Annotated in this window: 20 protein-coding genes (1 of these 20 only partly in view); 9 read left to right on the top strand and 11 right to left on the bottom strand. The window is 67.6% G+C overall.

Features of this window, described 5'->3' with window-relative positions:
• The 3 genes from rpsI to IT40_RS00090 all read right to left on the bottom strand — a co-directional run.
• Positions 1-31 carry the 5' end (the start) of a 30S ribosomal protein S9 gene (gene rpsI, locus IT40_RS00100; RefSeq protein ID WP_036749038.1) on the bottom strand. The gene continues 449 nt to the left of window position 1, outside the view, so 31 of the gene's 480 nt are visible here — the first part of the coding sequence; the start codon lies at positions 29-31; its stop codon lies beyond the left edge, outside the window.
• A gap of 3 nt (positions 32-34) precedes the next feature.
• A complete protein-coding gene (gene rplM / locus IT40_RS00095) occupies positions 35-499 on the bottom strand; it encodes a 50S ribosomal protein L13 (protein WP_024845806.1) in 465 nt (154 codons plus the stop codon).
• 150 nt (positions 500-649) lie between these two features.
• A complete protein-coding gene (locus tag IT40_RS00090; protein ID WP_036749037.1) occupies positions 650-1072 on the bottom strand; it encodes a PaaI family thioesterase in 423 nt (140 codons plus the stop codon).
• 84 nt (positions 1073-1156) lie between these two features.
• Between IT40_RS00090 and IT40_RS00085 the strand changes: the two genes are divergently transcribed.
• Positions 1157-1957, top strand: coding sequence for an enoyl-CoA hydratase (locus IT40_RS00085; RefSeq protein WP_036749033.1), 801 nt, complete (start codon positions 1157-1159; stop codon positions 1955-1957).
• Between the two features lie 11 nt (positions 1958-1968).
• Here IT40_RS00085 and IT40_RS00080 read toward each other — a convergent pair whose 3' ends face one another.
• The 8 genes from IT40_RS00080 to IT40_RS00045 form a co-directional block, all read right to left on the bottom strand.
• Positions 1969-2712: a cytochrome c biogenesis CcdA family protein gene (locus tag IT40_RS00080; RefSeq protein WP_036749030.1), complete on the bottom strand. Its 744-nt coding sequence runs from the start codon at positions 2710-2712 to the stop codon at positions 1969-1971.
• Positions 2713-2789: 77 nt separating this feature from the next.
• Positions 2790-5462: an Rne/Rng family ribonuclease gene (locus IT40_RS00075; protein ID WP_036749317.1), complete on the bottom strand. Its 2673-nt coding sequence runs from the start codon at positions 5460-5462 to the stop codon at positions 2790-2792.
• A 553-nt stretch (positions 5463-6015) separates the two neighbouring features.
• The gene (locus tag IT40_RS00070) at positions 6016-7341 is read right to left on the bottom strand and encodes a sigma-54-dependent transcriptional regulator (RefSeq protein ID WP_036749029.1); all 1326 of its coding nucleotides are present in this window, start codon (positions 7339-7341) and stop codon (positions 6016-6018) included.
• A gap of 19 nt (positions 7342-7360) precedes the next feature.
• On the bottom strand, positions 7361-9154 hold the full coding sequence (locus IT40_RS00065) for a sensor histidine kinase (RefSeq protein WP_036749022.1): 1794 nt from the start codon (positions 9152-9154) through the stop codon (positions 7361-7363).
• 64 nt (positions 9155-9218) lie between these two features.
• The gene (purQ, locus tag IT40_RS00060; protein ID WP_036749019.1) at positions 9219-9887 is read right to left on the bottom strand and encodes a phosphoribosylformylglycinamidine synthase subunit PurQ; all 669 of its coding nucleotides are present in this window, start codon (positions 9885-9887) and stop codon (positions 9219-9221) included.
• Positions 9888-10126: 239 nt separating this feature from the next.
• The gene (locus IT40_RS00055; RefSeq protein ID WP_036749016.1) at positions 10127-11341 is read right to left on the bottom strand and encodes an NADP-dependent isocitrate dehydrogenase; all 1215 of its coding nucleotides are present in this window, start codon (positions 11339-11341) and stop codon (positions 10127-10129) included.
• Positions 11342-11948: 607 nt separating this feature from the next.
• Positions 11949-13085: an HD domain-containing protein gene (locus tag IT40_RS00050; protein ID WP_036749014.1), complete on the bottom strand. Its 1137-nt coding sequence runs from the start codon at positions 13083-13085 to the stop codon at positions 11949-11951.
• 36 nt (positions 13086-13121) lie between these two features.
• Complete coding sequence (locus IT40_RS00045) at positions 13122-13781, bottom strand: alpha/beta hydrolase (protein ID WP_036749011.1); 660 nt, start codon at positions 13779-13781, stop codon at positions 13122-13124.
• Between the two features lie 165 nt (positions 13782-13946).
• Here IT40_RS00045 and iscR point away from each other — a divergent pair, with 165 nt between their 5' ends.
• The 8 genes from iscR (at position 13947) to IT40_RS00005 (ending at position 22392) form a co-directional block, all read left to right on the top strand.
• Positions 13947-14405, top strand: coding sequence for a Fe-S cluster assembly transcriptional regulator IscR (gene iscR / locus IT40_RS00040; RefSeq protein WP_024845794.1), 459 nt, complete (start codon positions 13947-13949; stop codon positions 14403-14405).
• A gap of 3 nt (positions 14406-14408) precedes the next feature.
• A complete protein-coding gene (locus tag IT40_RS00035; protein ID WP_036749005.1) occupies positions 14409-15434 on the top strand; it encodes a Gfo/Idh/MocA family protein in 1026 nt (341 codons plus the stop codon).
• Between the two features lie 123 nt (positions 15435-15557).
• A complete protein-coding gene (locus IT40_RS00030) occupies positions 15558-16664 on the top strand; it encodes a carboxynorspermidine decarboxylase (RefSeq protein WP_036749002.1) in 1107 nt (368 codons plus the stop codon).
• A 46-nt stretch (positions 16665-16710) separates the two neighbouring features.
• Positions 16711-17934 carry a saccharopine dehydrogenase family protein gene (locus tag IT40_RS00025; protein ID WP_036748995.1) on the top strand — a complete coding sequence of 408 codons (1224 nt, stop codon included), beginning with the start codon at positions 16711-16713 and terminating at the stop codon, positions 17932-17934.
• Between the two features lie 108 nt (positions 17935-18042).
• The gene (locus IT40_RS00020) at positions 18043-19377 is read left to right on the top strand and encodes an AI-2E family transporter (protein WP_036748992.1); all 1335 of its coding nucleotides are present in this window, start codon (positions 18043-18045) and stop codon (positions 19375-19377) included.
• A 71-nt stretch (positions 19378-19448) separates the two neighbouring features.
• Positions 19449-20462 (top strand): GlxA family transcriptional regulator, encoded by a 1014-nt coding sequence (locus IT40_RS00015; protein ID WP_036749313.1) that lies wholly within the window; start codon positions 19449-19451, stop codon positions 20460-20462.
• Between the two features lie 114 nt (positions 20463-20576).
• Positions 20577-20996, top strand: coding sequence for a hypothetical protein (locus IT40_RS00010; RefSeq protein WP_243700282.1), 420 nt, complete (start codon positions 20577-20579; stop codon positions 20994-20996).
• A gap of 220 nt (positions 20997-21216) precedes the next feature.
• Complete coding sequence (locus tag IT40_RS00005) at positions 21217-22392, top strand: toxic anion resistance protein (RefSeq protein WP_036748986.1); 1176 nt, start codon at positions 21217-21219, stop codon at positions 22390-22392.
• The last annotated feature ends 108 nt before the right edge of the window (positions 22393-22500 follow it).

Genomic DNA, 22500 nt, shown 5'->3' with positions numbered 1-22500 from the left:
GATCGTCGAGGGTTTTGATGTCTTCGGCCATGGCTTACGCGCTCCGGGTATTCTTGGCGTTCATGGACTTGACGTCCAGCACTTCGGGCTGCTGAGCTTCGTGCGGATGCTCGGCACCGGCATAGACGCGCAGGTTGGTCATCTGCTTCTTGCCCAGCTTGTTGCGCGAGATCATGCGCTCGACGGCCTTGATCACCACGCGCTCGGGGTGGGCGCCTTCCAGCACCTGCCGCGCGGTGCGGTGCTTGATGCCGCCCGGATGGCCGGTGTGCCAGTAGTATTTCTTGGCGTCGCGCTTGTCGCCGGTCATCTGCACCTTGTCGGCGTTGATGATGATGACATTGTCGCCCATGTCCATGTGCGGGGTGAAGGTCGGCTTGTGCTTGCCACGCAGGCGCATCGCGACGATCGAGGCAAGACGGCCCAGAACGACGCCCTCGGCGTCGATCAGGATCCACTTCTTCTCGATTTCCGCCGGTTTCGCGGTATAGGTTTTCATCTGTCGGTCCCTTTGGGGGCTGTAATTCGAGATGGGCGTATATCGGCAAAAGCCGGGCGCAGGTCAAGGGCGCGATGCCTGGAATCCAGCAGCCATATCAATGACTTGTGAAATAGGTATCAAAATACCGCAAAACAACCCCCGCCCATATCAGCGTTTCGGCGGAATCGCATAGGTCATCGAGCAGCGCGCCACCGGCTCCTCGGTCCCGTCCGAACGGATCAGCACCTCGCCCACGGCCAGCATGCGGCCCAGTTTGAGGATGCGGCAATCGGCCAGCAGGTCGCGTCCCGCCTCGGGCTTGCGCATGAAGTCGATCGAGGCATTGGTGGTCACGGCCAGCGCCACCTCGCCGATGCGGGCCAGGATGGCCAGGTAGATCGCCACGTCGGCCAGCGCGAACATGGACGGGCCGCTGACGGTCCCGCCGGGGCGCAGGTGCCGGTCGTCCACCTTCAGCCGGGCGGTCAGCCCCGTCTCGTCCAGCGATTCCACCCGCACCTGGCCCGCGATCTGCGGAAATGCCCGGTCCAGAAATTCGTTCAGCGCCTCGCGGCCCATTGCCAATGCCATGCTTCCCCCCTGCCGGAACGGCGGCTAGACTGCCCGGCAAAGCCCGGTAAAGACAAGCCGCGCCGTGGCGTCAGGAGGAATGGCATGAAGGATGGAAACCCCCAGCCGCTGGTGCTGCGCCAGGACGACGGCCCCGTTGCGCGCCTGATCCTGAACAGCCCGATGAATTACAACGCGCTGTCCACGGCGATGATCGACGCGCTGTCCGATGCGCTGGACGAGATCGCGGCGGAGGACGCCATCCGGGTGGTGGTGCTGGCCGCGCGCGGCAAGGCGTTCTGCGCCGGCCACGACCTGCGCGAGATGCAGGGCGCCCGCAATGACGAGGATGACGGCCGCGCCGCCTATGAACGGCTGTTCTCGCGCTGCGCCCAGATGATGCAGAAGCTGCCGGCCCTGCCCCAGCCCGTCATCGCCGAGGTGCAGGGCATCGCCACCGCCGCCGGCTGCCAGCTGGTCGCCAGCTGCGACATGGCCGTGGCGGCCGAGGGCGTGCGCTTTGGCGTGAACGGGGTGAACATCGGGCTGTTCTGCTCGACCCCGATGGTGGCGCTGACCCGCGCCATTCCGCCGCGCGCCGCCTTCGAGCTGCTGGTGACGGGCGAATTCATCGACGCCCGGCGGGCGCACGAGCTGGGCCTGGTGAACCGCGTCGCCTCGCCCGCGGCACTGGAGGCCGAGACGATGGCCCTGGCCCGCGGCATCGCCGCCAAGCTGCCCGCCGCCGTGCGCATGGGCAAGCGCGCCTTCCACGCGCAGCGCAACCTGGGCCTTGCGGATGCCTATGAGACCGCGGGCGCGGTGATCTGCGAGAACCTGCTGCTGCCCGACACGGCCGAGGGCATCCAGGCCTTCCTGGAAAAGCGCCCGCCCAACTGGGATTGACCGAACTGGGATTAACCCAGCGCGGCCAGCCAGGGAAAGGTTTCCAGCAGCCAATAGGCAAAGGTCGGGAAGGCGCCGGTCAGCAGCGCCGCCCCGACCACGACCAGCAGCACGCCCATCATGCGCTCGATCAGCTTCAGATGCGGCTTGATGCGGTTCATCACCCCGATGGCGCGGTTGACGAAGATGGCCGACAGCAGGAAGGGAATGCCCAGCCCCAGCGCATAGACCGCCAGCAGCGCCGCGCCGCGCCCTGCCTCGGCCCCGGTGGCGGCCAGCGACAGGATCATGCCAAGCTGCGGCCCGATGCAGGGCGTCCAGCCAAAGGCAAAGGCCAGTCCCAGGATATAGGCCCCCAGCGACGAGCCGCCCTTGTCGCCGGCATCCAGCCGCGCCTCGGTATCCAGGAAGGGGATGCGGATGATGCGCAGGAAATGCAGGCCCATGATGATGACCACCACCCCGGCCCCGCGCGCCAGCCAGTCCTGCCATTGCAGGAACATCCGGCCAAAGGCCGATGCCGCCATGCCCATCAGCAGGAAAACCGTCGAAAGCCCCAGGACGAAGAACAGCGCCGGCACCACGGCGCTGCGTTCGCCCGTCTTCAGCCCGCCAACGCCGACCCCCGTCATATAGGCCAGATAGGGCGGCACCACCGGCAGGACGCAAGGCGACAGGAAGGACAGGATCCCGGCCAGCAGCGCGACCGTCGCGGCGGGCAGAAAGGCGGCGTCTGCAAGCTCGATTCCCAACATGTCCGGCACCTTGGCTCATGGAAAGGGCGCGGGAAAGCCCCGCGCCCGTAACGCTTTCGTGGGAAGGCTGCGACAGATCAGCCCAGGGACCACCAGCCGCGACGCTTGGGACGCGCCGACTCTTCGTTCGCGGCGGCCGGAGCCGGCTCGGGCATGGGCGCCGGTGCCGGCACGGCCTCGGGTGCAACGGTCGATTCGGCCTCTGCCACGACGGTCTCGTGCTCCGCGGCCTCGGGTTCCGCGGCTGCGGCTTCCTCGGCGTCGGTCGCCACGGGTCCGGCAGCTTCCGCCTCCGCCTCGGCCTCGGCCGCCTGATCGGCAGCAGCCTCGGCAATCGGCTCCTCGGCCTGCGCATCCTGCGCAGCATCCGCCGACGCGGCCTCCACGACAGGCTCCGCGACGGGCTCGACCGCCTCGACGGCAGGCCCGGCCTCGACACCCGCCTGCGGCGCGTCCGCGGCGGCGTCGCTCGGCTCTTCCGTCTTGCGGCGGCGGGTCCGGGTGCGGCGGCGCGGCTTCTCGGCGGCTTCGGCCGCATTCTCGGCCTCGGCCACGACCTCGGCCGGCGTCACCTCGGCTTCGGCGGGTTGCTCGGCCGGCTCGGCTTCAGAGGCCGCATCCTCGGCACCCTCCTCGGCGTGATCCGAACCGTCCTCGGCATGGGACGCATCGCCCTCGCCGTTCTTGCCGCCGCGGCGACGGCGGCGGCGACGCCGGCGCTTGCTGCCGTTCTCGCCCCCCTCGCCATTCTCGCCCCCCTCGGCATGGCTGTCCTCGGCGCGGTCTTCCTCCTCGGCGATCTCCTCGACCTCGTCCTCGACCGGCTCCTCGTCGTCGATCTGCGCCATCAGCCGGGCATCGACCGAAACCACGGGCGAGACCACCTCGGGCACATTGCGGGTCGCGGTCTTGAACTTCTCGATGGCGTAATCGGGCGAGATCAACGCCGGATCGGCCTCGACCCGGACCGACAGCCCATAGCGCGCCTCGATATTGGCGATATGCTCGCGCTTGGCGTTCATCAGGAAGTTCGCCACCGCGACCGGCGCCTTGACCAGCACCTCGCGGGACCGCTTGCGGGTGCCCTCTTCCTCGATGGCGCGCAGGATGGTCAGCGCCAGGCTGTCGTCCGAACGGATCAGCCCGGTGCCGTGGCAATGCGGGCAGGGCTGCGTGGTCGATTCCAGCATGCCCGGCCGCAGGCGCTGGCGCGACATCTCCATCAGGCCGAAGCCCGAGATGCGCCCGACCTGGATGCGCGCCCGGTCGGTCTTGAGCTTGTCCTTGAAGCGCTTCTCGACGGCGGCGTTGTTCTTGCGCTCCTCCATGTCGATGAAGTCGATGACGATCAGCCCGGCCAGGTCGCGCAGGCGCAGCTGGCGGGCGATTTCCTCGGCGGCCTCCAGGTTCGTCTTCAGCGCGGTGTCCTCGATCGAGCCTTCCTTGGTGGCCCGGCCCGAGTTCACGTCGATGGCGACCAGCGCCTCGGTGACGCCGATGACGATATAGCCGCCGGATTTCAGCTGCACGACCGGGTTGAACATGCCGGCCAGATAGCTTTCCACCTGATAGCGCGCGTAAAGCGGCATCGGATCGGTGTAATGCTTCACGTTCTTGGCATGGGACGGCATGATCATCTTCATGAAGTCCTTGGCCGTGCGATAGCCGCGCTCGCCCTCGACCAGGACCTCGTCGATCTCCTTGCTGTAGAGATCGCGGATCGTGCGCTTGATCAGGTCGCCTTCCTCATAGATCGGCGCCGGCGCGATGGACTTGAAGGTCAGCTCGCGGATCTGTTCCCACAGTCGCATCAGGTATTCGTAGTCGCGGCGGATTTCCGTCCGTGTCCGCTGGCTGCCGGCGGTGCGGATGATCAGCCCGGCGCCTTCCGGCACCTCCAGCTCGCTGGCGATCTCCTTCAGCTTCTTGCGGTCGGCGGCATTGGTGATCTTGCGGGAAATCCCGCCGCCGCGCGCGGTATTGGGCATCAGCACGCAATAGCGGCCGGCCAGCGACAGATAGGTGGTCAGCGCGGCGCCCTTGTTGCCGCGCTCCTCCTTGACGACCTGGACCAGCATGATCTGCCGGACCTTGATCACCTCCTGGATCTTGTAGCGGCGCGCGCGGGGCTTGCGGGGGGGCGAGATCTCCTCGGCCACGTCCTCCTCGGCGACCGATTCGATGCCGTCGTCCTCGGCGGCGTCATCGCCTGCCGGCTCGTCGGCTGCACCGCGGGCGACCGCGGCCGCATCCTCGGCCGTCGCCAGCGGTGCGGCCTCGGCCACGGCCACCGCAAGATCCTCGCCCCCCGCGGCCTCGCCTTCCGAGGGGTCCAGCACGGCCATCCCCGCGATCTCGTCCGAGACCACGACGGCATCGCCGCTGTCGGCGGCGGCGGCCTTGGCCGGCTTGCGGCGGCGCGGGCTGCGCTTCTTCTCGCCCTCGTCGGCCTCGGCGGCGGCGGCCTGGCGTTCTTCCTCGATCAGCGCCTTACGGTCGGCGGCGGGGATCTGGTAGTAATCGGGATGGATCTCGGCAAAGGCCAGGAAGCCGTGGCGGTTGCCGCCGTAATCCACGAAGGCGGCCTGCAGCGAGGGTTCGACCCGCGTCACCTTGGCCAGGTAGATGTTGCCAGCAAGCTGCCGCTTGTTGACCGTCTCGAAATCAAATTCCTCGACTTTGGTTCCATCCACCACGACAACCCGAGTTTCCTCGGAATGCGTGGCGTCGATCAGCATTTTCTTTGACATGTTTCCGTCTTTCGGGCCGCCGGACCGGCCCGCACGGTGGCGGGGGCAAGGTTCGGCTGCCGCATGAGAGGACAGCGAAAGCCGCACCGCCAGCAGCAATCGCGGCGGCCGGGGAACCCCCCTGCCACCGTTGCCGATCAAGCTGCGTTGCGCGATCCATCGCGTCTGTTTACCTTTCTTGGCCCATCCCGCTCGCGCGGTCGGGGCTGCGATCTACGGTCGCCCAGAGGCCCCCTGGGGGCGTGGGCAGGATTTTCCGCGCGTGGCACCACCGGCACTTTTCAGGTGTCGCGGCTGGCTGGCGCGCTGCGAAACTGGCGAGGTCGAGCAACCATTGGTTGTGGCGCCCACCCTACAGGGGCAAGATAGCGGGGAAGGGCGCGCCGTTACAATCTGTTTTTGGACAAAGCGCCGGGATTTGCCGATCCGCCCATCCCGCCCGCCCCCCGGCAGGGGCGCGCCGCGGCAGGCAAATCCCCAGGCCAGATCCCGCGCCCCGGCTATTTCTCCGTTCCCCAAATACCCATGTCCGGCCGGGCCGGAGCCGTGCCACTCACAGGTAATCGCTGCGGCTCAGCCCGTATTTCGCCATCTTCTCGTTCAGAGTCCGGCGCGGCAGGCACAGCTCGTCCATGACCGCGGCGATGCTGCCCTTGTGGCGGCGCATGGTATTGTCGATCAGCATCTTCTCGAAGCTCTCGACATATTCCTTGAGCGGCTTGCCCTCGGTCGTGGTCGCCTCCTGCGTATCCTCGCCGTCGGCCATCAGCAGCGAGGCGATGGATCCCGAGCCGCGACGGTTCTGCAAGACCGCGCGCTCGGCCACGTTGATCAGCTGGCGCACATTGCCCGGCCAGGGCGCCTGCAACAGCTGCGCCGCCTCCTGCGCCGTCACCTGCGGCGGCTCGCAGCCGTATTCCTCGGCGAATTGCTCGGTCATGCGGGTAAACAGCGTCAGGATGTCCTCCCCGCGCGAACGCAGCGGCGGCAGGGTGATCTTCAGCGCGGTCAGGCGATAGAACAGGTCGGGACGCAGCGAATCCTCGGCCCGGCGCCCCTCGCCGCGGGCGTTGGAAATGGCGATGATCCGGGTCTCGGCCGGGCTGCCCTGCTCGGCGATGAAGGCCAGAAGCCGCGCCTGCAGGGGGTCGGACAGCGCCTCGATGTCCTCCAGGCACAGCGTGCCGCCGCGGGCCTCCTCGACCGCGGGCAGCCCGCTCTCGACCGGGCCGAACAGCTTGGCCGAAAGGATCTCGTCACTATAGGCCGCGCAGGAGATCGGCACGAATTTCTTCGAGGCGCGCGGCCCCACCGCATGCAGCGCATGGGCGACCAGGGTCTTGCCGGTGCCGGTCTCGCCGTCGATCAGCACATGGCCGTCGGCCTGGCCCAGGTCCAGGATGTCCTCGCGCAGCCGGTCCATGACCGGGCTCGATCCGATCAGCTTGGACATGACCTGCTGGCCCTCGGACAGGTCGCGGCGCAGGGCGCGGTTGTCCAGCGTCATGCGCCGGGCCTGGGTCGCCTTCTTGACCAGCTCGGTCAGCCGCTCGGGGTTGAAGGGCTTTTCCATGAAGTCCATGGCGCCGATGCGCATGGCCTCGACCGCCATCGGCACGTCGCCATGGCCGGTGATCATGATGACCGGCAGGCCCGAATCGATGCCCATCAGCCGCTTGAGAAAGGCCATCCCGTCCATGCCCGGCATGCGGATGTCGGAAATCACCACCCCCGGCCAGTCGGCGCCGATCGCCTTCAGCGCCTCTTCGGCGGTGGCGAAGGTCTCGGCGTCGAAGCCCGACAGCGCCAGCCACTGGCTGATGGATTCGCGCATGTCCGGTTCATCGTCCACGACGGCTATCTTCAAAGTGCGGCTCATGGGCCTTTACCTCTTTTCTTCATTCCGCCGCCAGCCGCGTCCCGGCCTTGTGGCCGGGATCGTGCAGCGGCAGCTCAAGTTCGAATACGGCGCCCCTGCCCCCCTCGTCCGAGGCGTTATGCGCCGTCAGACGCCCGCCGAAATCGGCCGCGATCCCGGACGAGATCGCCAGCCCCAGGCCGGTCCCCTCTCCGGGCTTCTTCGTGGTGAAGAAGGGTTCAAACAGATTTTCCAGGTCCGATACACCCGGACCGTTGTCGCGCACGGACAAGAATGCGTGAGAGCCGGCGCTGACGGTGATCTCGATCGCCGGGTCGCGCAGGCCCTTGATCGCATCGACCGCGTTGCGCAGCAGGTTGATGATGATCTGCTCCAGCCGGATGCGGTCGCAATAGACCATGACCGGATAGCGCGGGATGTTGCGCTGCAGGCGGATGGTGCGGCTTCGCAGCTGCGGCTCCATCATCACCAGCGCGCTCGACAGCGCGGCGCGCAGGTCCACCGGCTCAAAGGCCTCGCCGCCCTTCCTGGCATAGGATTTCAGCTGCCGGGTGATGGCGCCCATGCGCTCGACCAGGTCGTCGATGCGCTGGAAGCTCGACAGCGCCTCCTCGGCCCGGCCGCGCTGCAACAGAAGCCGCGCCCCGGCCAGATAGGTCTTCATCGCCGCCAGCGGCTGGTTCAGCTCGTGGCTGACGCCCGCCGACATCTCGCCCAGGGCCGCGAGCTTGCTGGACTGCTGCACGGTCTGCTCGGCCACGCGCAATTCCTTCTGCATCCGCTCGCGCTCAGCGATCTCGCGCGTCAGGCGCAGGTTCAGCGCCCGCAGGTCGGCCGATTCGCGCATCCAGGCCGCCGATTCCACCCGCGCCCGGCGCGACAGCAGATAGAACACCGCCGCCAGCAGGATGGCAAAGCCCATGATGACCATGGCCAGCACCGCATTCACCCGCTCGCGCACCGACTCGTAGGTGGTGAAGGCGATCATCTTCCAGCCGCGGAAGGGGATGCGGGTCTCGGACTGCATCACCGCGCGGCCCTGCACATAGGCATCGGCCGGGGTCGCCGCCCAATCCGCCGTGACCTGGAAGGCCCGCGCGATGGCCGAGGGCGCCGAGCGCACCGCCAGGGCCTCGGGCAGGGTCAGCCCGCGCCAGCGCGGCTCGGTCGACAGGATGATCTGCCCCTCGCTGTCCGTCACCGCGATCGCATCGGAAATCCCCGCCCATGACCGCACCAGCCGGGTCAGGTCCGCCCCCACCACGACCACGCCCAGCGTGCGCCCGTCCGACATGACGGTGCGGGAATAGGTGAACTCATAGGCCCCCTGCGGCGAAGGCGAGACGGTGAACACCGTGTCCCGCGACCGCAGCGCCTCGACGAAGAACGGCTCCTGCACGTAATTGGTGCCGATCAGGTTGCGGTCGGTCGAGCCCACGACCCGCCCCGAGGCGTCCAAGAGCTTGATCGAGGCCGCCGCGATCTCCTTCTGGGCCGAGATCAGCCGCGCCGAGGTGCCCGAGAAATCATTGCCCGACAGCGCCGAGATCAGCGCCGGGTCGCGCGCCAAGAGCAGGGGCACCACCGAGGTGCGCTGCAATTCCGACAGCAGGTTGCCGGTATAAAGCGCCGAGCGCAATTCGGTGCGCACCCGCGTCGTCTCGGAAAACCGCGCCGTCAGCCAGGCATTGGTGAACCAGATCGTGCCCGCGGCCACGACCAGCAGCACGGCGATCACGCCGCGCAGTCCCCAACGGCTGGTCAGACCCGCCCTGCCTTCCGGGAACCCGATGGAACTGTCTTCCTCTCGCATGAGCCTCCGGCACCGCCCTCGTAAGGGTCGATGCAGTCTAGTGCGCGAAAGAGCGCCGCTCAAGTCAGGCCGCGACAAGCTCCTGCATCAGCGAGGCAAAAAGCCTCGCGCCATCGGTGCCGCCATGGGCCGGATCGGCGGCACGCTCGGGATGGGGCATCATGCCCAGCACCCGGCGGTTCTCCGACAGCACCCCGGCAATGTCCTCGACCGAGCCGTTGATGCCCGGCGCATAGGTAAAGGCGATCCGGTCCTGGTCCTTCAGCGCCGCCAGCCCCTCGGCGTCGATCTGGTAGTTGCCGTCGTGATGGGCGACCGGCACCCGGATCTCCTCGCCCGCCCGATAGGCGGCGGTAAAGGGGCTGGCCGCGGTCGCGACCCGCAGCACCGTCTCGCGGCACAGGAACCGCAGCCCGGCATTGCGCATCAGCGCGCCGGGCAGCAGGTTCAGCTCGGTCAGCACCTGGAAGCCGTTGCAGATGCCCAGCACATAGCCGCCCCGCGCCGCATGGGCCTTGATCGCGCCGGCGATGGGCGAATGCGCGGCGATGGCGCCGCAGCGCAGGTAGTCGCCAAAGGAAAACCCGCCCGGCACCGCGACCAGGTCGGTGCCCGCCGGCAGCGCCTCGTCCTTGTGCCAGACCCGCACGACCTCGGCGCCCGCCTGCTGCAGGGCGACGGCCAGGTCGCGATCGCAATTCGATCCGGGAAAGGTGATGACGGCAGCTTTCATGGCGGGCCTCCGGGATTATGCCTGGCGCCCCCATACTCCAGTCCGCGCCGCGTGTTAAGCGGCTTTGCACCGCCCCCGGATTTCTTCGTTCCCCAAATACCCAAGAATCCGCGACGCAGCGCCGCCGGCGGCCTCCTGCCCGCTTCACCGTTTCCCAACTCCGCCGGAATCCGCGCCGATCATGCGAAAAGGGCCGGGATCCCTCCCGGCCCTCGCAATCCGACATCTTTCCGGGCGGATCAGCCCGCCAGCGCCTTGTTCAGGTATTCGTCGACCTTTTCCAGATAGCCCATGGTGGTCAGCCATTTCTGGTCCGGCCCGACCAGCAGCGCCAGGTCCTTGGTCATGTGGCCGTCCTCGACCGCCTGCACCGTGACCTTCTCCAGCGTCTCGGCGAAATTCTTCAGCGCCGCGTTGCCGTCCAGCTTGGCGCGGTGCTTCAGCCCGCCGGTCCAGGCAAAGATCGAGGCGATCGAGTTGGTCGAGGTCTGGTTGCCCTTCTGGTGCTCGCGGTAATGCCGCGTCACCGTGCCATGCGCGGCCTCCGACTCGACGATCTTCCCGTCCGGCGTCATCAGCACCGAGGTCATCAGCCCCAGCGAACCGAAACCCTGCGCGACCGTATCCGACTGCACGTCGCCGTCGTAGTTCTTGCAGGCCCAGACATAGCCGCCCGACCATTTCATCGCCGAGGCGACCATGTCGTCGATCAGGCGATGCTCGTAATGGATGCCCTTCTTCTTGAACTCGGCCTCGAACTCTTCCTCATAGACCTTCTGGAACAGGTCCTTGAAGCGGCCGTCATAGGCTTTCAGGATGGTGTTCTTGGTCGAGAGATAGACCGGATAGCCGCGGTTCAGCCCGTAGTTCATCGAGGCGCGGGCAAAGTCGATGATCGACTGGTCGAGGTTGTACATCGCCATGGCCACGCCGGCGCCGGGGGCCTGGTAGACCTCGTGCTCGATGGTCTCGCCATCCTCGCCGACGAACTTGATCGTCAGCCTGCCCTTGCCGGGAAAGAGGAAATCGGTGGCCTTGTACTGGTCGCCGAAGGCGTGGCGGCCGACGACGATGGGCTGGGTCCAGCCGGGGACCAGGCGCGGCACGTTCTTGCAGATGATCGGCTCGCGGAAGATCACGCCGCCCAGGATGTTGCGGATGGTGCCGTTGGGCGATTTCCACATCTTCTTCAGGCCGAATTCCTCGACCCGCGCCTCGTCGGGGGTGATGGTGGCGCATTTCACGCCGACGCCGTATTGCTTGATCGCCTCGGCCGCGTCCACGGTGATCTGGTCCTGGGTGCGGTCGCGCTCCTCGATGCCCAGGTCGTAGTATTTCAGGTCGATGTCCAGATAGGGCAGGATCAGTTTCTGCTTGATGAAGTCCCAGATGATCCGGGTCATCTCGTCGCCGTCGAGCTCGACGACGGGGTTCTCTACCTTGATCTTCGACATGGGTGGTCCCTTCGATTAGGATTCGGCTCGGCCGCGCTATAGCGGCATTCCGAACGAAAGGAAAGCCCGGTATGCCATGGTATGCCGACGATGCCGCGGCCCGCGCCGAGTGACGGCGCAAGGCGCGCAAAACCCTGGCGGAAATCCGCGCCGAGCGGGCCGCCCCCGGTTTCGCCCCCCTGGTCCCGCCGTTCCACCTGCGCGTCTATGGCGACTGCGCTGCCGAGGCGGTCTGGCTCTGCGACGACCAGGGATGCTTCGACATCGCCCCCGCCATCCTGCCGGTTCCGGCCAGCCTGGCGGCGCGCTGCCGACTCTGGGCCGATTGCTATGAAACGCACGAGGACGCCTGGTTCGACCACCATCATGTCAAGGACTGGCCCGCGCCGCCCTTCGATCACTTCAAGGCGATCAACCTGCGCAGCTTCTTCCTGGCCTGCGCGATCAAGCGCGCCCTGCCGGGTTGCCGGATCGAGTTCCTGGACGAATACCGCAACCTGCCCTGGCGCGACTACAGCCCGGACGAACGGGGCGAAAAGCCGCCCTTCCTGATCGAGATCACCGCCGAAACCCTGCGCCACGAGGCAGCAAGCCGGGGTTTGAAACGCTAGCCGCCGGTTCTTGCGGTGAAATACACCTGCGCGCTTTCGCTGAGCCAGTGCCACAGCGTCGGCGCGCCGCGTTCGATGCGCAGGCCCACGCGCTCGACCAGCTGGGCATAGGTCACGCGGTATTCCGCCCAGGTGCCGCCGCCCGAAGCGATGTTCTGCATCACCGGCTGCGCCCGGTCCAGCGACTTGGCAAAGACCGCGTCGGGGGTCTCGTTCGCCTCGAACTCGGCCCAGAGCGCGCGCAATTCAACCCCCTGGGGCGCGGGTAGCAGGCCGAAGATCCGTTCGGCCGCCTCGGCCTCGGCCTGCAATTGCGCGGTGCCGTGATGGGCGGCGCCGTTCTGGGCGTGGATCGGCACGTCGCCGGTGTCGATCTCGACCAGGTCGTGGATCAGCAGCATGCGGATCACCCGGCCGATCTCCACCGCCGGCCTGGCATGGGGCGCCATGACCAGCGCGTAAAGCGCCAGGTGCCAGCTGTGCTCGGCGCTGTTCTCGCGCCGCGAGCCGTCGCAAAGCAGGCTGGCGCGCAGCACCGATTTCAGCCGGTCGACCTCGGCCAGGAAGGCCAGGCGCTGCGCCAGTTCGCCGCAGGGCGCGCAACCCTCCAGCAGGGCCTGCGCCGCCTCCATCGCCTCGGGCCATTCCGCCCAGAGCCGCCGGGCGCGGCCCGAGGTCATGTTGTCGCGCACGATGGCGACATGATCGGCCAGGGGCTCGGGCGCGCAAAGCACCTGGAACAGCGGCTGGACATGGTCCATGCGCTTGGCCATGCGGGCATCCGGGCTTTCGCCCGCCTCGAACTCCTGCCACAGGGCCATCAGCGCCTCGCCGCCCGGCAGCATGCCGAACAGCCGGCGCGCCGCGGCTTCCTCGGCCGCCTGCACGGCGGCCATGTCATGGGCCAGGTGGATCGGATGGTCGCCGCAGTCGATCTCGACCAGGTCGTGCAGCAGCAGCATGGCGATGGCGCGGTCCGAGGCGCCGAAGACCAGCGCATAGAGCGCGACGTGCCAGCTGTGCTCGGCGCTGTTTTCCGGCCGCGACAGGTCCATCAGCACATTCGCCCGCTCGACCGATTTCAGCCGGTCGGCCTCGGTCAGGAAGGCAAAGCGCAGGGTCAGGTCGGTCATGGCAAAGCCCCAGGCCGGCCGGGCCGGCCCGGTTCCCTATCGCGTGTTCTCGGTCAGGCGGCGGCGCACATAGGCCTGCACCGTGTCGATCATCGGCTTCATATGCGCCTCGTCGTCGCGGAAGAAATGGTCCGCGCCCTCGATCTCCTCATGGGTGATGGTGATGCCCTTCTGCTCGCGCAGCTTGCCGACCAGCGCATGGGTGTCCTTGGGCGGCGCCACGCGGTCGGCGGTGCCGTTGATGATCAGCCCCGAGGAGGGGCAGGGCGCGAGGAACGAGAAGTCATACATGTTCGCCGGCGGCGCGACCGAGATGAAGCCGGTGATCTCGGGCCGCCGCATCAGAAGCTGCATGCCGATCCAGGCGCCGAAGCTGAAGCCCGCGACCCAGCAATGCTTGGAATTGGGGTTCATCGCCTGCAGGTAGTCCAGCGCCGAGGCGGCATCCGACAGCTCGCCGATGCCCTGGTCGAACTCGCCCTGGCTGCGGCCGACGCCGCGGAAGTTGAACCGCATGACGGTGAAGCCCATGCGGTGGAAGGCATAGTGCAGGTTGTAGACGACCCGGTTGTTCATCGTCCCGCCATATTGCGGATGCGGGTGCAGGATGATGGCGATGGGGGCGTCGGGCGCGGCTTGCGCGTGATAGCGGCCTTCCAGACGACCTTCGGGACCGGGGAAAATCAGTTCGGGCATGGGCTTCCTTTGAAACTCGGGTTCCTTGACCCTGTGACGGCGCGGCTCTAGATCGTCAATCTGGGAAGCGCGCCCGACATAGGCAAGACGCATTCAAGGACGGCGCCGGGGAATTAGCCCCTGGCTTACGCGTCGTCAATGGTTTGCGGCTGGAGGAGAGGCAAGATGAAACTGTCCACCAAGGGACGTTACGCAATGGTCGCCCTGGTCGACCTGGCCATCGCCAAGGGCGACGAGTTGACCTCGCTGGCCGAGATCTCCAAGCGGCAGGACATCTCGCTGCCCTATCTGGAGCAGCTCTTCGTCCGCCTGCGCCGGGCCGGGCTGGTCGATTCGGTGCGCGGGCCGGGCGGCGGCTACCGGCTGGCCAAGGCGCCCGAGACGATCCGCGTCGCCGACGTGCTGGAGGCGGTGGACGAAACCGTCAGCGCGCTGCATGTCGGCGCCGGCGCCTCGGGCGGGGTCTCGGGCTCGCGGGCGCAGACGCTGTCGAACCGGCTGTGGGAAAGCCTGTCGGCGCATGTCTATGTGTTCCTGCATAACCACACGCTGGCGGACGTGGCCCGCAACCAGCTGCTGCCCTGCCCCGCCCTGCCCAAGATCCTGTCGATCGTGGACGACTAGGCCATGCGGGTGCTGGTCGCCGGCCTGGGCAACATGGGGCGCAGCCACGCGCTGGCCTGGCTGAAGCAACCGGGGGCCGAGATCGTCGGCCTGGTCAACCGCTCGCCCGTGGACCTGCCGCCCGAACTGGCCGCGATCCCGCAAAGCCAGGACTTCCACGAGGCGCTGCACCGCCTGCGCCCCGACGTGGCGGTGATCGCCACCTATTCCGACAGCCATGCCGAATATGCCATCGCCGCCATGCGGGCAGGCGCGCATGTCTTTGTCGAAAAGCCCCTGGCCACCACGGTCGAGGACGCCCGCCGCGTGGCCGAATGCGCGGGCGAGACCGGCCGCAAGCTGGTCGTCGGCTACATCCTGCGCCACCATCCCAGCTGGCAGCGCCTGATCGCCGAGGCGCGCGCATTGGGCGGGCCCTATGTCTTCCGGCTGAACCTGAACCAGCAAAGCTCCGGCCCGACCTGGCAGGTCCACAAGGCGCTGATGCGCACCACGCCCCCCATCGTCGATTGCGGCGTGCATTACGTCGACGTCATGTGCCAGATCACCGACGCGCCGCCGGTCGAGGTGCGGGGGATGGGCCTGCGCCTTTCGGACGAGATCGCGGCGGACATGTACAACTACGGCCATTTCCAGGTGCTGTTCCAGGACGGCTCGCTGGGCTGGTACGAGGCTGGCTGGGGGCCGATGATGTCCGACACCGCCTTTTTCGTGAAGGACGTGGTCAGCCCGCGCGGCGCCGTCAGCATCCGCATGCCCCAGGACGCGCGCTCGGACGACATCGACACCCATACCCGCACCGCGACCCTGCGCCTGCACCGCGTCGGAGAACCGGACCACGACATCTCGATGCGCGACGAACCCGGCCACCAGCAGCTTTGCGACGCCGAGGCCGCCTTCATGGCCCGCGCCATCGCCGGGGACATGGACCTGGAGCGGCACATGCGCGACGCGGTCTCCTCGCTCGCCGTTTGCCTGGCCGCGGACGAATCGGTGCGCACGGGCCAGCCGGTGCGATTGCGCATCTGACGCACCCGTCCATCGCACCCGCCGTCACACGCCCGTCACGCTTTCTTGCGAAATGCGGCCCGTGGCCCTAAATGAGCCATTCGTTTTCCGCTTTCACGGTCGCAAGGCCAGAGGTTCCGCGCCATGTCCGATCTGCAGACGCCCTATTACCTGATCGACCTCGCGAAGCTGCGGGTGAACATGGAGCGAATCCGCTATCTGCGCGAACGCTCGGGCGCGAAATGCCTTCTGGCGCTGAAATGCTTCGCCACCTGGTCGGCCTTCGACTTCATGCGCGACTTCATGGACGGCACCACCTCGTCCTCGCTGTTCGAGCTGCGGCTGGGGCACGAGGAATTCGGCAAGGAAACCCACGCCTATTCCGTCGCCTGGGCCGATCACGAGATCGACGAGGCGCTGGGTTACGCCGACAAGATCATCTTCAACAGCCTGGGCCAGCTCGACCGTTTCGGGGCCAAGGCGGCCGGGCGCGGCATCGCCATGGGACTGCGGCTGAACCCGCGCTTCTCGACCTCGGGCTTCGACCTTGCCGACCCGGCCCGCCCCTTCTCGCGGCTGGGCGAATGGGATCTGAACCGGCTGGAGGCGGCGCTGGACCGCATCTCGGGCGTGATGATCCACTACAATTGCGAGAATGCCGATTTCGAGCTGTTCGACGCGCAGCTGGGCCGGATCGAGGCCGAGTTCGGCGGCTTCCTGGAAAAGCTCGACTGGGTCAGCCTTGGCGGCGGCATCCATTTCACCGGCGAAGGCTATCCGCTGGACCGGCTTGCCGACCGGCTGCGGGCGTTCTCGGAGCGCTTTGGCGTGCAGGTCTTCCTGGAACCGGGCGAGGCCAGCATCACCCGCTCGACCTCGCTTGAGGTGACGGTGCTGGACACCATCCACCACGGCAAGGACGTGGCCATCGTCGACTCGAGCATCGAGGCGCATATGCTCGACCTGCTGATCTATCGTGAAACCGCCAAGCTGCCGCAGGACGGCGAGCATCCCTGGCAGGTCGCGGGCAAGACCTGCCTCGCGGGCGACATCTTCGGCGAGGGCCGCTTTCCCCGGCCGCTGAAGGTCGGCGACCGCATCAGCATCGCCGATGCCGGCGGCTATACCATGGTCAAGAAGAACTGGTTCAACGGCGTGGGCATGCCCTCGATCGCGATCCGGGACGAGGACGGAACGATCCGCCAGGTCCGCCGGTTCACCTATGACGACTACAAAGCCAGCCTGTCCTGAACAGGCGCAAGCCATCCCCTTTCCCAGCCCCGAAAAGGAGACTGAATTGGCCAAGAACGTGCTCATCATCGGCGCCGGCGGCGTCGCCCAGGTGGTCGCGCATAAGGTGGCGCAGAACGCCAAGGAATTCGGAACGCTGCATATCGCCAGCCGAACCGTGTCCAAGGCCGAGAAGATCATCGCGAGCATTCGTGAGAAAGGCCATTCGGTCGAATTCACCGCCCATCCGCTGGACGCCATGGACAGCGCCGCCGTGGCCGCGCTGATCCGCCAGATCGACGCCGGCATCGTCATCAACGTCGGCTCGGCCTTCGTCAACATGACCGTGCTGCAGGGCTGCATCGAGACCGGCGCCGCCTATATCGACACCGCGATCCACGAAGACCCGGCCAAGATCTGCGAGACGCCGCCCTGGTATGCCAACTACGAATGGAAGCGGCGCGAGGATTGCGAGAAGGCCGGCGTCACCGCCATCCTGGGCGCGGGCTTCGATCCCGGCGTGGTCAACGCCTATGCCCGACTGGCCGAGGACGAATATTTCGACAAGATCGACTCGATCGACATCGTCGACATCAACGCCGGCAGCCATGGCCGCTGGTTCGCGACCAATTTCGACCCCGAGATCAACTTCCGCGAATTCACCGGCACCGTCTATTCCTGGCAAGGCGGCGAATGGCGGCAGAACCAGATGTTCGAGGTCGGCCGCGAATGGGATCTGCCCGTCGTCGGCAAGCGCACCGCCTACCTGTCCGGCCATGACGAGGTCCACAGCCTCTCGGCCCGCTACAAGGACGCCGACGTGCGCTTCTGGATGGGCTTCGGCGAGCATTACATCAATGTCTTCACCGTGCTGAAGAACCTCGGCCTGCTTTCCGAGCAGCCGGTCACGACCGCCGAGGGGCTGGAGGTCGTGCCGCTGAAGGTGGTCAAGGCCGTGCTGCCCGACCCGGCCAGCCTCGCGCCCGACTACGAGGGCAAGACCTGCATCGGCGACCTGGTCAAGGGCACGCTGGACGGCAAGCCGGGCGAGGTCTTCATCTACAACGTCGCCGACCACAAGGACGCCTATAACGAGGTCGGCAGCCAGGGCATCAGCTATACCGCGGGCGTGCCCCCGGTCGCTGCGGCGATCCTGGTCGCGCGCGGCACCTGGGACGTGAAGCGCATGGTCAATGTCGAGGATCTGCCCGCCCGCCCCTTCCTGGAGCTGCTGGGCGACCTGGGCCTGCCCACCCGCGTCATCGACGCCTCGGGCGACCACCCGCTCTAGGCACGGCCCGGACGGCTTGCCGAAAACGCCCGCGGCGGGGGAACCCGGCCGCGGGCCTGGCGTTTCCCTCGGCGCCGCACGGGGGGCGCGGAACGGGGGAGGGGACGCATGCCGCCAGATCAGGAACGCCGCAGCCACATGTTTCCCTTTTCCGCCCCCACCGACAAGGGCGTGGCCAAGGTGGCGAACTGGGCGGTGATCGGCATCTTCCTCATCCTGCTCTTCAGCTTCTTCGCGCAGGCGCGCAGCTTCCTGATGCCGGTGACGCTGGCGATCCTGCTGTTCTTCGTCTTCGTGCCCTTCCGCCGGCTGATGGAGCGGCTGGGCGTCGGCGCCATCGTCACCGCCGCCATCGTCTCGCTGGGGCTGGTGGTGGCGGTGGTGCTGATCGGCTTCGTCATCTCGGGCCCGGCCAACCGGCTGATCGAGAACGCGCCGCAAATCACCGAGCGGCTGGAACAGCGCTTTACCGAGATCCGCAGCAATTTCCGCGGCCTGGAGCGCGCCGCCGAAAAGATCGACGAGATCGCCGGCGGCGGTTCCTCCCCGCCCGAACCGGCCATGCCGCCCGGTGAAACCTTGCCCGACGCGACGCTGACCGGCACGCTCAGCGCGATCCCCGCCCCCGGTGCGCCGCAGCCGCCCGACCAGCAGATCCAGGTCGAGGTGAACGCCACCCCCGAGACCTCGACGCTGGCCAGCGCGCTGGACCTTGGGCCGGCGCTGGTCGGGCAGATCATCTTCACGCTGTTTTTGCTGTTCTTCCTGATCTCCTCGGGCGACCTGCTTTACCTCAAGATCGTGCAGAGCTTCGATTCCATGCGCGAAAAGCGCGCGGCCTACCTGGCGCTGCGCGAGATCGAGGACAGCCTGGGCACCTATCTGGGCGCGATCACCCTGATCAACGCCTGCCTGGGGCTGGCCATCGGGCTGGCGATGTGGGCCTGGGGCATGCCCAGCCCGGTGCTGTTCGGGCTGGCGGCTTTCCTGCTGAACTTCATCCCCTACCTGGGCTCGGTCGCCGGCATCATCATCGCGACGCTGGTCGGGGTCTTCGTCTTCGACGACCTGTTCACGCCGCTGATGGTCGGCCTGACCTACCTGGGCCTGACCGCGCTGGAAGGCCAGCTCATCACCCCCTATTTCGTCTCGCGCCGCCTGCAGCTGAACACGGTGGTGGTGTTCCTGACCGTCGCGCTCTGGGCCTGGCTCTGGTCGGTGATCGGCATGATCGTCGCCGTGCCGTTGCTGGTGGTGATGCGGGTTCTGGCCGAACACATCCCCGGCCTGCAGAAATTCGGCAATTTCCTGGCCGGCGAGGATCCGCCCGCGCTGGAGGACGAGGACGAGGAAGAGGCGCGCGAACTGGTCGAGGCCGGCGACGAGGCCGAGGATGCGGCCCAGGCCTCGGCGGCCACCATGGTCCTGGCCACCAAGGATTGATCGCGCCGGCTCTGGATAAATGGCGAAAACATGGCATGATCGCGACGCCATCCATGGACGAATCGCGACAGATGCCCGAACACGATCCCTCGCCCGACCCGAACCAGCCGCGACTGCGCATCGGCTTCGTGCTGACGCCGCGCTTCACGCTGTCGGCCTTTGCCACGTTCGTGGACGTGCTGCGGCTGGCGGCCGACGACGGCGACGGCTCGCGGCCGATCCGCTGCCGCTGGCGCGTGCTCTCGCCCGACATGGCGCCGGTGCAATCCTCCTGCGGCATGCGCATCGAACCCGAGGAGCGGCTGGGCGACCCCACCCGCTTCGACTACATCATCACCGTCGGCGGGCTGATCGACGGGGGGCCGGGCCTTTCGCCGGACCAGGCCGCCTTCCTGCGCCGCGCCGCCCTGGCGCGGGTGGCGCTTGGCGGGCTTTGCACCGGGGTCTTCGCCATGGCCCGCATCGGGCTGATGGACGGCTATCGCTGCTGCGTCAGCTGGTTCCACCACCAGGATTTCCTGGCCGAGTTCGAGCGAATGCGCCCGGTCTCGGACCAGATCTTCGTGGTGGACCGCGACCGGATTTCCTGCTCGGGCGGGGTCAGCGCGGCGCATCTGGCCGCCTTCCTGGTCGACCGCCACCTGGGCCGCGCCGCCGCGCGCAAGGCGCTGTCGATCCTGATGATCGACGAGCCGATGGCCGGCGACCGGCCCCAGCCCGGCCTGCCGCTGGAACTCAACGCCCGTGACCCGCTCGTGCGCCGCGCGCTGCTGGCCATGCAGCAGAACCTGCATGCGCCGCTGTCCATCGCCCGCATCGCCAAGGATCTGGGCGTCGGGCGGCGCAAGCTGGAGCGGCATTTCAACGCCGACCTGGGCCTTCCGCCCGCCGATGCCTCGATCCGCATCCGGCTGGCGCAGGCGCGCATGCTGCTGGCGCGCACCGACCGCACCGTCACCCGCATCGCCGAGGAGACCGGCTTTTGCGACGCCTCGCACCTGATCCGCGTCTTCCGCGAGACCGAGGGCACCACGCCCGACCTCTGGCGCCAGAACCGCGTCCCCCTGGCGCAGGACGCGCCCTGACCGGCCGTTGCACGGCGCCATCCTGCAACGCGCCGCGCCGCGCCGGATAATGCGGCGCCATTCGGATGAGGAGAGGGTGAGATGCCGAACAAAGCCACAGTCAGGGGCGTTTTGATGGATGCGACGCTTGCGCCGATCGCGGCGGGCAAGATCGTCGCGACGCTTCAGGGCTCGGACATATTCGACGGCGGGCTGCGGGTGGTGACGCAGAAGGTCGAGGCGACGACGGATGCGCAGGGCGGCTGGTCGCTGGATCTGATCGTGAACGGCGAGGGCGAGCGGGCGGGCACGACCTGGACCATCGAGGGCTACAACCACTATGTCGCCAAGGTGTTCGAGGCGAAATCGCTGTTCCTGGCCTCGGCGCTGGCGACGACGCTGGGCGAGCTGGAGCGGACCAGCGCGCAGAACCTGCGGGCCGCGCGCGAGGGCAATGTGGCGCGGCTGATCACGGTTTCGGACCATGACCGCTACCTCGCGCTGCCCGAAAGCCAGCGCCGCCCGAACGACCTGGTCCTGGTCAAGCCGCAGTAGCGCGCCCCGTCCGGGCGATGCGTGGCGGTCCCGCTGGCCGGGGCCGCCATTTTTCATGCGCGGCTGCCCGGCGATTCGCCGCGCCGCGCGCCCGCTTTCCGGCAGGATGGCAACACCGGAAAGGCAAAGGGAACCTTCGCGCCGGCCTCTCGTTGAACTCGGCTGCAAACGGCCTATTCTGCAACCGGGCCCTTGTTCCATCACGAAAGGACGACGCCGGATGACCACCCAGACGCAGGCCAGCGCCCAAGCCGCCTTGGACGAGATCCAGACCGTGACCGCGGTCGTCCTGCCCGAACCCCCCGCCGCCGCGCCGACGCTGACCGAGGCCGAGCCCGCCATCGCCGAGGAGATCCGCAAGCGCATGGCCGAGGTCGACATCCGCGACTCGGGCTCGATCGTGCATTTCGGCGCCCGCGCCCAGAACGAGCTGCAGGAAATCAGCCAGGCGATGCTGGCCGACGTCAAGAACAAGGACGTGGGCCCCGCCGGCGAGTCGCTGCGCGAGATCGTGACCACGATCCGCGGCTTTTCCGTCAGCGAACTCGACGTGCGGCGCGAGCGCAGCTGGTGGGAAAGGCTGCTGGGCCGCACCGCGCCCTTTGCCAAGTTCGTGGCCAATTACGAAGAGGTGCAGGGCCAGATCGACCGCATCGCCATGGATCTGGACCAGCACCAGCACCGGCTGCTCAAGGACATCAGGTCGCTGGACCTGCTTTATGAGCGCACGCTGAACTTCTATGACGAACTGGCGCTCTATATCGCCGCGGGCGAGGAGAAGCTGGCGCAGATCGACCGCGACGAGATCCCCGCCAGGGAAGCCGCCGTCGAATCCGCGGCCGAGAACGACAAGGTCATGGCGGCGCAGGAGCTGCGCGACCTGCGCTCGGCCCGCGACGACCTGGAGCGGCGGGTCCACGACCTCAAGCTGACCCGGCAGGTGACGATGCAGTCGCTGCCCTCGATCCGGCTGGTGCAGGAAAACGACAAGTCCCTGGTGACAAAGATCAATTCCACGCTGGTGAACACCGTGCCGCTGTGGGAAACGCAGCTGGCCCAGGCCGTCACCATCCAGCGCAGCGCCGAGGCCGCCCGCGCGGTCAAGGAAGCCAACGACCTGACCAACGACCTCTTGACCGCCAACGCGAAGAACCTGCGCGAGGCCAATGCCCAGATCCGCACCCAGGTGGAGCGCGGCGTCTTCGACATCGAGGCGGTGCGCACCGCCAATGCCGAGCTGATCTCGACCATCGAGGACAGCCTGCGCATCGCCGACGAAGGCCGCACCCGCCGCGCCGCCGCCGAAGAGGATCTGAAGGTGATGGAGGCCGAATTGCGCAAGACCCTCGCCTCGGCCAGCGCCCGATCCGCAACCCCCGCAGCAAAGACGCCGTGACCCTGCCAGCCCAATCTCGCCTGCCCCTGCCCCTTGCGCTGGCCTTGCTGGCGCTGCTTGCCGCCTGCGCGCCCGAGCCGCCGGCCGAGGCGCCGCCCACCCCGGTCG

Source organism: Paracoccus versutus, from assembly GCF_000763885.1.
GTDB classification, from domain to species: Bacteria; Pseudomonadota; Alphaproteobacteria; order Rhodobacterales; family Rhodobacteraceae; genus Paracoccus; species Paracoccus versutus.
The sequence above is the reverse complement of the archived record's forward strand: the minus strand, read 5'-3'. Positions and strand labels throughout refer to the sequence as shown.